General features: G+C 48.7%; 16 protein-coding genes. All 16 read left to right on the top strand.

Translation table 11 applies throughout. The annotated features are described in order from the left end of the window. The first annotated feature begins 34 nt into the window (after positions 1-34). A complete protein-coding gene (locus tag EDM55_RS01585; protein WP_092266679.1) occupies positions 35-511 on the top strand; it encodes a chemotaxis protein CheW in 477 nt (158 codons plus the stop codon). 5 nt (positions 512-516) lie between these two features. Next, positions 517-1,143, top strand: coding sequence for a chemotaxis protein CheC (locus EDM55_RS01580; RefSeq protein WP_092266680.1), 627 nt, complete (start codon positions 517-519; stop codon positions 1,141-1,143). Beyond that, positions 1,130-1,615 (top strand): chemotaxis protein CheD, encoded by a 486-nt coding sequence (locus EDM55_RS01575; protein WP_092266681.1) that lies wholly within the window; start codon positions 1,130-1,132, stop codon positions 1,613-1,615. Before EDM55_RS01580 ends, EDM55_RS01575 begins: the two co-directional genes overlap by 14 nt. Positions 1,616-1,617: 2 nt before the next feature. Beyond that, positions 1,618-1,995, top strand: coding sequence for a hypothetical protein (locus EDM55_RS01570; RefSeq protein WP_092266682.1), 378 nt, complete (start codon positions 1,618-1,620; stop codon positions 1,993-1,995). A 17-nt stretch (positions 1,996-2,012) separates the two neighbouring features. Next, the gene (locus EDM55_RS01565) at positions 2,013-2,801 is read left to right on the top strand and encodes a FliA/WhiG family RNA polymerase sigma factor (protein WP_122959458.1); all 789 of its coding nucleotides are present in this window, start codon (positions 2,013-2,015) and stop codon (positions 2,799-2,801) included. 37 nt (positions 2,802-2,838) lie between these two features. Next, complete coding sequence (locus tag EDM55_RS01560) at positions 2,839-4,254, top strand: flagellar assembly protein A (protein WP_092266684.1); 1,416 nt, start codon at positions 2,839-2,841, stop codon at positions 4,252-4,254. 45 nt (positions 4,255-4,299) lie between these two features. Continuing rightward, positions 4,300-4,638, top strand: a complete 339-nt coding sequence (locus EDM55_RS01555) for a hypothetical protein (RefSeq protein ID WP_092266685.1) — start codon at positions 4,300-4,302, stop codon at positions 4,636-4,638. A 39-nt stretch (positions 4,639-4,677) separates the two neighbouring features. Then, complete coding sequence (locus EDM55_RS01550; RefSeq protein WP_122959457.1) at positions 4,678-5,202, top strand: RNA polymerase sigma factor; 525 nt, start codon at positions 4,678-4,680, stop codon at positions 5,200-5,202. Then, a complete protein-coding gene (locus EDM55_RS01545) occupies positions 5,195-5,839 on the top strand; it encodes a DNA polymerase III subunit gamma/tau (protein WP_092266687.1) in 645 nt (214 codons plus the stop codon). Before EDM55_RS01550 ends, EDM55_RS01545 begins: the two co-directional genes overlap by 8 nt. A 278-nt stretch (positions 5,840-6,117) precedes the next feature. Beyond that, positions 6,118-6,825, top strand: a complete 708-nt coding sequence (gene rpsB / locus EDM55_RS01540; protein WP_092266688.1) for a 30S ribosomal protein S2 — start codon at positions 6,118-6,120, stop codon at positions 6,823-6,825. A 116-nt stretch (positions 6,826-6,941) separates the two neighbouring features. Beyond that, on the top strand, positions 6,942-7,829 hold the full coding sequence (gene tsf / locus EDM55_RS01535; protein WP_092266689.1) for a translation elongation factor Ts: 888 nt from the start codon (positions 6,942-6,944) through the stop codon (positions 7,827-7,829). A gap of 158 nt (positions 7,830-7,987) precedes the next feature. Next, positions 7,988-8,710 (top strand): UMP kinase, encoded by a 723-nt coding sequence (gene pyrH, locus EDM55_RS01530; RefSeq protein ID WP_092266690.1) that lies wholly within the window; start codon positions 7,988-7,990, stop codon positions 8,708-8,710. A gap of 2 nt (positions 8,711-8,712) precedes the next feature. Further along, positions 8,713-9,270, top strand: coding sequence for a ribosome recycling factor (frr, locus tag EDM55_RS01525; RefSeq protein ID WP_092266691.1), 558 nt, complete (start codon positions 8,713-8,715; stop codon positions 9,268-9,270). 68 nt (positions 9,271-9,338) lie between these two features. Then, positions 9,339-10,109 carry an undecaprenyl pyrophosphate synthase gene (gene uppS / locus EDM55_RS01520; protein WP_092266692.1) on the top strand — a complete coding sequence of 257 codons (771 nt, stop codon included), beginning with the start codon at positions 9,339-9,341 and terminating at the stop codon, positions 10,107-10,109. A gap of 17 nt (positions 10,110-10,126) precedes the next feature. Continuing rightward, a complete protein-coding gene (locus tag EDM55_RS01515) occupies positions 10,127-10,912 on the top strand; it encodes a phosphatidate cytidylyltransferase (RefSeq protein WP_092266693.1) in 786 nt (261 codons plus the stop codon). Between the two features lie 37 nt (positions 10,913-10,949). Then, positions 10,950-12,110, top strand: a complete 1,161-nt coding sequence (locus EDM55_RS01510; protein WP_092266694.1) for a 1-deoxy-D-xylulose-5-phosphate reductoisomerase — start codon at positions 10,950-10,952, stop codon at positions 12,108-12,110. Positions 12,111-12,122: the final 12 nt, after the last annotated feature.

Here is a 12,122-nt window from a genome sequence, read left to right as displayed (position 1 = left end):
TAAATTCTTACACGTAAAAGGGAGGGGAAGCCACATGCTCGAGCACAAAGAAATCGTTGGCGAAGTGAAAGTGATTGTCTTCCGCTTGAAAGATGAAGAGTACGGGGTAGAAGTGGGCCAAGTCAAATCCATTGAAAAATTGGAGCACATCACACGAGTGCCTCGGACACCGAAGTTTGTTAAAGGGGTCATCAATCTCCGCGGGGTCGTAACGCCTATCATCGATTTGCGCAACCGTTTTGAGCTGGAGGAAAGTGTCTACTCGGAATCTACTCGCATCATTATCGTAGCGGTAGGAGAGCTGGAGGTTGGACTGATTGTCGATGCTGCAAATGATGTTATTGACATCGCAGTGGATGCAATCGAGCCTCCACCAGAAGTTGTCGGTGGTGTCGAAGCGGCGTATCTGCGAGGTGTCGCCAAGTTGGATAAGCGTCTCTTGATCCTGCTGAACCTCGACAAAGTGTTGAGCACAGAGGAAATCAAGCAGCTGGACGCTATTGAGGGGTAAGGAAAATGGCGTATTTTACGAAGTTTGGAGATTTCCAGTTTGACGTCCTGCGGGAAATTGGAAATATCGGTGCAGGGCATGCAGCTACTGCCCTCTCTAAGCTGATGAGCAAAGAAATCGATATGAAAGTACCTCAAGTGAGTATCATTCCTTTTGATGAGGTCGCTGATTGCGTAGGAGGAGCCGAGAACGTCGTCGTGACGGTCTTCCTCCGCGTAGAAGGTGACTGTCCAGGAAACATGTTCTTCATTCTTGATCTGGACTCGGCCAAACATTTGCTGCAGCAGATCACGGGGATTGAAAAGGATGTGTATGAGTGGGAAGAGTTCGAGATTTCAGCTTTGCATGAAATCGGCAACATCCTGACAGGCTCCTATCTATCGTCATTGGCTGATTTTACGCACCTGAATCTTCAGCCATCTGTTCCTGCACTTGCTGTGGACATGGCAGGGGCGATTCTGAGCTACGGATTGATTGAGCTTGGACAAGCAGGAGACTTTGCATTGACGATTGACACCGCCTTTTTTGAGGGGAACGAATTGGTGAAAGGGAACTTCTTTTTAATCCCTGACCCTGACTCCCTTCCCATTTTATTTCGTTCACTAGGAGTTCCTTTCGATGGAGATTATTAAGATCGGTATGGCCGACCTCGGTGTGGCAAAGCCACCGAGTCGCTTACGTACTACTGGACTCGGCTCGTGCGTAGGAGTTGTCCTCTACGACAGCAACCACAAAATTGCGGGAATGGCACATGTCATGCTACCAGAATCATCTCTAGCAAAAAATGGGGAGCTGACAGTAGGAAAGTACGCGGATACGGCAATCCCTTATTTGATCAAACAGATGGAGCGAGCGGGTGCATCAACCCGGAATATGGTGGCGAAATTGGCGGGTGGCGCACAAATGTTCGCGTTTCTCGGCAAGAATGATACGATGCGAATCGGACCGAGAAACGTGGAAGCATGCAAACAGGCTTTGAAGGACGCACAGATAAAGATCGTGGCAGAAGACACAGGGGGTAACTGCGGTCGGACGATAGAATTAGATGCCACAAACGGCGTGCTTCAAATCCGAACAGTAAATCAAGGTGTGAAGGAAGTATAGGAATGAAGGGAACTTTGTGGATTAATTCTGGCTTGGGAATACTCGCGTTTGTCGTCACGCTGGCGACGGCTTGGGCAAGTAACGTCTGGCTCGTTTCACTAGAGCGGGCAGGCGTCGCATTTATCCTATTTTTCCTCGTCGCTTTTCCTGTCCGTTGGATAATCAGCAAGGTGACACAACCCCTGGCTCTCTCGACGATGGAAGAAGAGGATGCGCTGCAGAATGGTGCAGCTTCTCCCGTGAGAGAGACAGAGGATCAACAGTCAGAAGCGAGCGAGGAGTCATTTGCTCCTCTCGCTGTTTCCCAGATGGAGAGAATTCGTCCCATTGAGGATCCCACTACTGTCGCAGAGGTCGTTAGGCGCTTAACAGATGAGTAAAGGCTGGTGAGTAATTCGTGGCACGGCTAACCATACAAGAGAAGGCAAAAGAATTCGATAAATGGGTCATGTGGAAACAAGAGGGCAGTCGCGAAGCAGAAATCGATTTGATCACACGCTTTTTGCCGCTCGTAGACAAAGTAGCCAACCGTTTGGCGATCAACTTGCCAGCTAACGTGGACAAAGATGATCTGGTCAGCTACGGTCGCTTTGGGCTGTTGGACGCATTGGCCAAATTCGATCACACACGCGGTTTGCAGTTCGAAACGTATGCGATGTGGCGTATTCGTGGGGCGATGATTGACGGTTTGCGCGAAAATGACTGGATCCCTCGTACTGTTCGCGACAAGGCCAAAAAAATCGAAGAAGCGTATACAACTTTGGAACAGCAAATGCTGCGAATGCCTACAGACCTGGAAGTAGCGGAATACTTGGGGATTAGTGAAAAGGACCTTCAGCAAGTGTTTTTTGAAACTTCTCTCGCGACAATGGTCTCCATCGACGAAGCAGTCGGCGAGGAAGACGAGCAGAAAACGGCAAGACACTCCTACATCGTGGATGATATGACGCCACGGCCTGAAAATGTGGCAGAAGCCACGAGTCTGAAGGAAGTTCTTGTCACCGTAATTGACAAGCTGCCTGAGAAAGAAAGACTGGTCGTTTCCTTGTTCTATTTTGAAGAAATGACACTGTCTGAAATTGCTGAGATCATGAGCTTATCTCCTTCACGTATCTCTCAGCTTCATTCCAAGGCGCTGTTCCGTCTTCGTTCTGCGTTGTCCCGATGGAAGTCTCAGTTAATGTAGATAGAAAGTACCCAAAGGCTTGAGGGGGTTGGAAGTGATGGAAGGGATCGCGAAGTATCGATTAGAGGTAAATATTTCGCCGGATAAATTGGAGGCGGGGATCCTACTTCGAGTAGATGAGGAGGATCTCGATACCCTTTTGTTGTCAGAAGGCGATATTTACAAAGAGCTCGAAAAGAAAAAAATCAAGGTCGGTATTTTAGACAATGTAGTTCTGGATTTGTGTGCACTTCCGAGAAAGTACGCAAATTCCCAGGTTACCATCGCTCGGGGCGTCGCTCCTGTTCAGGGAGTGGATGGATCCGTGGAGTATCCATACTTGGATTCCGTGGTCGAGGGGAACGGCCCAAAGGAATTGGAAGACGGACGAGTAGACTACTACAATGTAACATCGATTCCAAACGTCGCCAAAGGCCAGCTATTAGCACGAAAGATTCCAGCTGGTCAAGGAACGGCAGGTACAACCGTTACCGGAGAGACCATCGCTCCCAAAGCTGGCAAAGATGTAGTGATCAAGCCAGGTAAAAACGTGGTGCAAAATCAGGAAAGAACGATGATTTACGCCGCGATTGATGGACAAGTATCGTTTACCGACAACGACAAAATGAACGTCTTTCCGGTATTTGAAGTAAACGGAGATGTGGACTTCGGAGTCGGTAACATCGATTTCGTGGGAACGGTGGTCATTCGCGGGAACGTCTTAAATGGTTTTCGTGTAAAAGCATCGGGGGATATTCGGGTGCTGGGAAGCGTCGAAGGTGCTGAATTGCACGCTGAAGGATCTATCGAAATTAAAAGCGGGATTGTCGCACAGGATAAGGGTCATATCATAGCAGGTCAAAACATTCGGACTTCATTTATACAAAATGCTAATGTAACAGCAGGAAACCAAGTGATTGTCTCCCAGAGCATCATGTTTTCAACCGTGCGCGCAGGCAAAGAGATCATTTGCAAGGGCGCAAAAGGAATCATCATTGGTGGTGTCTTGCAGGCGGGCGAGAAGATCGCTGCGCGGGTATTTGGAAATACGAGTGCAACCCCGACGATTTTGGAGGTGGGGGTAAAGCCTGAGCTGCGTCAGGAACTGGTACAAATTCAAAAGGAACTGCAGGTGGTATACGAAAACCTGCGTAAAACGGATCAAGGTTTGAGTGTGATGAATCAGATCCTGCAAGTCAGCGGGGAGCTTCCACCAGATAAACGCATGCTGCAAATTAAACTCACCAACACCAGACTCGTCCTGGAAAAGGAATGCAAATCGCTGGAAGCTCGGAAAAAAGATGTTGAAACCGAGTTGAAAGGCGAAGGGCCTGCTGCGATCGAGGCGTATCATGTGATGTATCCTGGTATTAAGATGACGTTTGGCAAGCTGGTGCATTTTATCAAACATGAATACGCGCGAACTCGGTTTGTCGTATTGGATGGCGAGATCAGCACAGCTACGCTCATTTGACTTCCGTTTGGTGTACCATAGGCAGTGTAAGGGAGCTGTGTCTCGATGAGCTTGAAGAATGTGGAACTGCAAGTTGCCTTGCCACGTACGCTCGAAGTCACACGTATTCAGGATCAGCTGCTTCAACGGGGCGTCCACGAGCAGCAATCCCTCATGGAGGAGCGTAGCCAGCTCGACCAACAGATGAGACAGCGCCCGACAGATGTTGCGCATACCGAAAAAAACAGGATTCGTGAGCGCGAGCAAAAGTCAAAGAATAAGCAGCAAGACCCCAATATGTCTTCCGCAAGTCCAGAGGGAGAAGGAGCGGACGACGACGTAAAAAGGAAGCAAGTATCCATGCGTGACCCATTGCGCGGTCGCTTTATCGATATATCATTATAAGGATAGAAGTATAAAAAGCCAGAAACAAAGGTGGCCATCATGGACGTAGTGTATCTCATCTTGATCGGAGTCGGGTTTGTCTGTATTCTCATTTCCTTCTTTTTAAAAGGAAAACAAACGATTGAATCCGATTCTTTTGAACTGACACATCGCACCGCGGACAAGGCAGAGGTCGATAAAAAATGGCAGTTGCTTGGAAAGCAGATCAAACAGGACAAGGACTACCTGTTTTCTCAGATTGAGATCGTGCAGGGAGAGCTGCTTGGAGAAATTCATGTGTTGCGGAAGCGAATCGAACAATTGGAAAGCCAGGAAGTGTCAGCAAAGGCACTCCAAGCTCCAACGATAGACGTGTTGGACTCTCCTCTCATGAATAATGAAACGCAACAAATGAACGAAGTAGACATGCTGGCTTTGCGAGAGAGATATCGCAGAGTCTTTGAGCTGCACAGGGAAGGGCTGTCTTTGGATGAGATTGCCAAACGCATGGGAGCAGGAAGAGGAGAAATCGACCTGATCTTTGCCTTGGCTGCGCGTAAAGAAAGAGGGACAGCCGATGCGTAAACGAGAGCTGTTACTTGGCTTTGGTGCCGGCATGATTGTGGCTGCAGCGGTGACAGGCTGGTTTCAGACCAAGCAGATGCCTTCCGCGCAGAATGCACTTTCGTCTGTGCAGATCAAAAAGGCTGCCGAAGAATTGAAAATGGTCGTTTTGAGCAAGGAAGAGTACGAGCAGTGGCAGCAAGAGAAAAAAGTCAATGTGAAGCCTGCTCCCGAAGCACCGAAAGCTCCTGTGACACCTCAAGCGGGCCAGACGGTCAAGCCGCAAAGTCCAACTTCTACACAGCCGGTATCACCTAATCCGCCTGCTTCTGGTGTGCAGAAGACGATTCCACAAACAACGAGTCCGACTAATGTGTCGACCAGCCCGGCTGAGCAGATGAAAAAACCGGTTCAGCCGAATGTGGAAACGCCTGTGGTTAAAAAGCAGATTTCCTTTACGGTTCCATACAAAGCGACGGCAGAGGGTGTGGCCAAAAAGCTCGTAGCGGAAGGCATCCTGCCGCCTGACAATACGCTGGTGGAAGAGCTCCGAAGCCAGGACAAGCTGAATCGGATCCGTGTGGGAACCTATCAGATTACTACCCCTGCGACGGCAGCAGATATCGTCAAACTTATTACGACTCCGCCCCAGAAATGAGGCGGTATTTTTTTACAGATAGGAAGTATAAGATTCCTATCCAGTACAAGTGCAACTAAGGCTCCGCCAAAAGATATGGCGCAGCCAAGTTTTCTAGTGCGAAAATAATGGAATCTGTTTGTTGCAATTGAAAGTCTCATGTGATATATTCATTTACGGTGTTGAAATCGCACGTCCACCAATTCCAGCAACGGTGCTGCCTCAGGCAGTTTTGCTTGGAAGATGCGGTGTGGCGGAGGTAGCATCACAAAAAAACCACTTTTAAGGAGGTGTGAAATATGGCAGTAATTTCGATGAAACAACTCCTCGAGGCTGGTGTTCACTTTGGTCACCAAACTCGTCGTTGGAACCCGAAAATGGCTCGCTATATCTTCACCGAACGTAACGGAATCTACATTATCGACCTGCAAAAAACCGTAAAAAAAGTTGAGGAAGCGTACAACTTTGTACGTGAAGTCGCTCAAAACGGTGGTAAAGTGCTCTTCGTAGGTACGAAGAAACAAGCGCAAGAATCCGTTAAAGAAGAAGCAGAACGTACAGGTCACTACTTCATCAACCAACGTTGGTTGGGTGGTACCTTGACTAACTTCACTACCATCAAAAAACGTACAGCTCGCCTTGCTGAGCTGAAGCGTATGGAACAAGATGGTACGTTCGAAGTATTGCCGAAGAAAGAAGTTATCGTTCTTCGCAAAGAAATGGATCGCCTGGAGAAATTCCTCGGCGGTATCGCTCACATGGATCAACTGCCGGACGCACTGTTCGTCATCGACCCACGTAAAGAGCGCATCGCTGTTGCAGAAGCTCGCAAACTGGGTATCCCAATCGTTGCAATCGTAGATACTAACTGCGATCCAGACGAGATCGACTACGTAATCCCAGGTAACGACGACGCAATTCGCGCTGTTAAACTGCTGACTGCGAAAATGGCAGATGCCCTGCAAGAAGGCAACCAAGGCGGAGAACAAGCCACAACAACTGCGTAAGCAAGTGTATGAGGGTGGACTGAGGGTGTCAGAACCCCGTCCATCCTTTTTTAACAAATGAGCATAATGTAACCAACCCTATACTTAGAACGTAACAATCCAAGGAGGTTAACTCAATGGCAATTAGTGCACAAACAGTTAAAGAACTTCGTGAGCGTACAGGTGCAGGTATGATGGATTGCAAACGCGCGCTGGAAGAAACTAACGGCGACATGGAAAAAGCAATTGACTTGCTCCGTGAACGCGGTATCGCGAAAGCAGCGAAAAAATCCGGCCGTATTGCTGCAGAAGGTTTGACTGCAACTGCAGTTGAGGGTAACGTAGCAGCTGTTGTCGAAGTAAACTGCGAAACAGACTTCGTAGCGAAAAACCCTGAGTTCCAAACACTCGTAAAAGACATCGCTGAGCACGTTGTATCCCAGCGTCCTGCAACGGTTGAAGAAGCTTTGGAGCAACCTTTCAAGGGCGCAGGCGAAACACTGGCTCACGTAATCAATGAGAAAATCTCCACAATCGGAGAAAACATCTCCTTCCGTCGTTTCTTCCTTTCCGAGAAATCCGACAACGGCGTCTTCGGTGCTTACCTGCACATGGGCGGTCGTATCGGCGTTCTGGTTACATTGGAAGGCACGCAAAACGAAACACTGGCAAAAGACCTTGGCATGCATGCTGCAGCGTCTAACCCACGCTTTGCAAACCGCGATGAAGTTTCCCAAGACGAGATCGATCGCGAGCGCGAGGTTCTGAAAAACCAAGCATTGGCTGAAGGCAAGCCAGCGAATATCGTTGAAAAAATGGTTGAAGGTCGTCTCTCCAAGTACTTCGAAGAGTACGTACTGGTCGAACAGCCATTCGTTAAAGACCCAGACAAGAAAGTATCTGCTCTGCTGAAAGAAGCAGGTGCTACCTTGAAAGAATTCGCTCGTTTCCAAGTGGGCGAAGGTATCGAGAAAAAACAAGAAGACTTCGCTGCTGAAGTAATGGCGCAAGTAAATAAGCAATAATAAGGATATAGGGAACACCTCCGTGTTCCCTATTTTCAAAACGAGAGTTTCACTAAAAGTGAAACTCTCATGCACGTAAAAAGCAATGTGCAGATATAGTGTCAGAAGGAATGCTGACGATGCACAGAGAATGATTCATGAATGGAGGCCGTTTTCACATGCCACTTCCTGCCTATAAACGGGTTGTGTTAAAGTTGAGTGGGGAAGCACTGGCGGGAGACTTAGGATATGGGATTGATCCGAAGGTCATTTTTTCCGTAGCGAACCAGATCAAGGAAATCGTAGAATTGGGAGTACAAGTTGCAGTAGTCGTCGGTGGAGGCAATATCTGGCGCGGACTTTCCGGTAGCTCCAAAGGGATGGATCGTGCAACTGCCGATTACATGGGCATGCTGGCCACGATCATGAACTCACTCGCCTTGCAGGATGGGTTGGAGCAAGTGAACGTCCCGACTCGTGTACAAACATCGATTGAGATGAGACAAGTGGCAGAGCCATACATACGCCGCCGCGCGATTCGCCATTTGGAAAAAATGCGTGTCGTTATCTTCGCTGCTGGTACTGGAAACCCTTATTTCTCTACGGATACAACTGCTGCCTTGCGCGCAGCCGAGATTGAAGCTGAAGTTATCCTGATGGCAAAAAATAAAGTGGACGGCGTTTATTCTGCAGACCCGAGCTTGGATCCGAATGCGGAGAAATACGATCGTTTGACTTTCCTGGAAGTCCTGAACAAAGGACTGGGTGTCATGGATTCCACAGCATCGAGTCTGTGCATGGACAACAATATTCCGCTGATCGTCTTTAACATTTCCGAAGAAGGCAATATTCGCCGGGCAGTGATGGGCGATAAGATCGGTACTCTGGTGAAGGGGGAATAATTATGGCACAATCCGTGATCAAAGACATGGAAGATCGCATGAACAAAGCGATTTCGAATCTGAAAAGAGACCTGTCCACTCTGCGTGCAGGACGTGCAAACCCTGCGATGCTGGATCGTGTGATGGTTGACTATTATGGTACGCCGACGCCGATTAGCCAGTTGGCTAACGTGAGTGTCCCTGAACCTCGCATGCTCACCATTCAGCCTTGGGACAAAACGGCTTTGAAAGAAATTGATCGAGCTCTGCAGCAATCGGACTTGGGTATTTCACCAAGTAACGACGGTGTGATCATTCGTTTGATCATCCCGCCACTGACAGAAGAACGTCGCAAAGACTTGGTGAAATTGGCTGGCAAGAGCGGTGAGGAAACCAAAGTAGCGATTCGCAATATTCGCCGCGACGCTAACGATGAGATCAAGAAGCTTGAAAAAGCAGCAACCATTTCCGAAGATGAATCTCGTCGCCATCAAGAAACGGTACAAAAAACGACGGATAAATTTATTGCAGAAGTCGACAAAGTCGTTAAGGATAAAGAGAAAGACATCTTGGAAGTGTAATTCAAGGGAATCCCCCTCTCACTTGAGGGGGATGTACGTCTATATCTCTCATTACGGGGGAACACTTTATGTTAGAACATCTAGCGCGCAAATGGACCCGCAAGGAAAAACAAACTGTGCAGGAAGAACTGGACCTCTCCGGCAAAATCCCGGAGCATGTCGCAGTGATCATGGACGGGAATGGAAGATGGGCCAACATGCGCAGTTTACCCCGGGTCGCCGGGCATCGAGCAGGAATGAAAACGGTAAAGGAAGTCGTCAAAGCGGCTGACGAGATCGGTGTACGCTATATGACGATGTACGCTTTTTCTACCGAGAACTGGAAGCGACCGCGGGACGAAGTGGATTTTCTCATGAAGCTTCCGCAGGAATTTTTGTCGACAGAATTGGATGAATTGATTGAACGAGATGTTCGCATTCGCATGTTGGGAAGCAAGGATGAACTGCCTTCTCACACATTAAAGGCATTGCTTGAAGCGGAAGAGAAAACACGTGACAACCGTGGACTACAGCTGAATTTTGCTTTGAACTACGGTGGACGTGATGAGATTGTCAAAGCATTTTCGGTGATTGCAGCACAAGTGAAAGCGGGGGAACTTGACCCGCAGGAATTGGATGAGGAAGTCATTTCCCGTTACCTGTATACAAGCGAAATCCCCGATCCAGACCTCTTGATTCGCACAAGTGGAGAGATTCGTTTGAGCAACTTTATGCTCTGGCAATTGGCGTACACTGAAATGTGGTTTACGGATGTGCTTTGGCCGGATTTTTCCCGTGAACACTTTTATCAAGCGATAGTGGAGTACCAAGGTCGAGCTCGTCGCTACGGGGCGGTATAGCCGAGAGGTGGAATCTGTTGAAGCAACGTATAATAACAGGCTTGATTGGTGGGGCCGCTTTTCTCCTTTTGATCTATTTGGGAGGAAGCTGGTACTCATTATTGGTATTGCTTTTGGCCGTGATTGGCCATTTTGAATTTATGAGGATGGCGGGCCTCCAGCCATGGAACGTCGCAAGCATACTCGGATACATTTTGATGATCAGCATTCTTTGGCCGTCCCTTTCTTTTTCCACCTGGCTTACCATCAGCACGCCGGATCTGATGATAGCAGTTCTTCTGCTTTTATTGATTTACTCCGTTTTGCGGAAAAATCAGTTTCATATCGAACACATCGCCCTTACATTGGTGGGGGCGTTATACATAGGCTTTGGTTTTACTTATATGGCAGCTACCCGCAATCTTCCGGACGGATTGATGCTAACGGTACTCGTCATTCTCGGAATTTGGTCGACGGATTCCGGGGCTTATTTTGTAGGAAAAGCGATCGGGAAACGAAAGCTGTGGCCAGAAATTAGCCCAAACAAAACGATCGAGGGCTCCTTGGGGGGACTTTTGGCTTCCATTGTCGTGGTACTTGCAGTGAACGCCATCTTTGGCGGCTTGGATATGCTTCAAGCATTTCTGATTGCAGTGGTAGCAGGGATCATCGGACAGCTGGGAGACTTGGTGGAATCCGGCCTGAAGCGTCATTTTGGTGTGAAGGATTCCGGTCAGCTGATCCCTGGGCACGGCGGTGTGCTTGATCGGTTTGACAGCTTCCTGCTCGTCTTTCCGGTTTTGCATCTACTAGGAATCGTCTGAGACCTGACGCATAAAGAATTATAGAGGGTGAATTAAAGTGAAACAAATAGCACTCTTGGGGTCCACTGGTTCTGTCGGCACGAGCACCCTGGATGTTGTCGAACAGCATCCAGGGAAATTCTCAGTGGTAGCGATGGCGGCAGGAACGAATGTGGACTTGCTGGCTCGGCAGGTGAAAAGATTCCAGCCAGAGCTGGTCTCTGTGGCCCATGCTGAAGCTGCTGCAGCGCTAGCGGAACGTCTCGGAGGATCAGCTATGCCTGAGATCGTTTATGGAGCAGAAGGGCTCGAGCAGGTGGCTCGGCATGAGTCGGCAAACTTCGTGATGACGGCTGTTGTCGGTAGTGTCGGAGTTTCCCCTACCTTAGCTGCGATTGAAGCGGGAAAAACGATTGGCCTCGCGAACAAGGAGACACTGGTTAGCGCAGGTCCCGTCGTGATGAAGGCAGCGAAGGAAAAAGGGGTGACCATTATTCCTGTCGACAGCGAGCATTCAGCCGTTTATCAATGCTTGCAGGGAGAGCGCAGGGAAGATGTTTCCCGCATCATCTTGACCGCTTCAGGAGGGTCTTTTCGTCATGTCAGCCGCCAGGAATTGGAGAATGTGACTGTCGCTGAGGCGCTCGCGCATCCAAACTGGAGCATGGGGGCGAAAATTACCATCGATTCGGCTACCATGATGAACAAAGGTTTTGAAGTAATCGAAGCGCATTGGTTGTTTGATTTGCCGTATGAACAGATCGACACCATCCTGCACTATGAAAGCATCATTCACTCTATGGTAGAATACAAGGACAGGGCAGTCATGGCCCAGCTGGGAACGCCTGATATGAGAGTTCCCATTCAGTACGCGCTCAGCTATCCGGAGAGAATGAATTTGGATTCGGAGCCACTCGATCTCGTAAAGCTTGGCACTCTTCACTTTGCTGCCATGGATTTTGAGCGCTATCCTCTGCTACAATTGGCATATGACTGTGGAAAAGCTGGCGGCACACATCCGGCTGTCTTGAATGCAGCCAACGAAGTAGCCGTTGACCTGTTTTTGAAAGGCGCAATCCGGTTTCTCGAGATTGAAACCATTGTCAGAAAAACCTGCGAAGCTCACCAGGGAGTTAACCATCCGACATTGGAAGAGATTTTTGCAGCAGATCGTTGGGCGCGCTCTTTCGCGTCGGATTTGTATACGGTAGGGCTTTAGATACTGAATGAA

It is taken from the genome of Brevibacillus centrosporus (assembly GCF_003710815.1).
Taxonomy (GTDB): domain Bacteria; phylum Bacillota; class Bacilli; order Brevibacillales; family Brevibacillaceae; genus Brevibacillus; species Brevibacillus centrosporus.
Note: the sequence above shows the minus strand (reverse complement) of the source record. Positions and strands in the feature narration are given on the sequence as shown.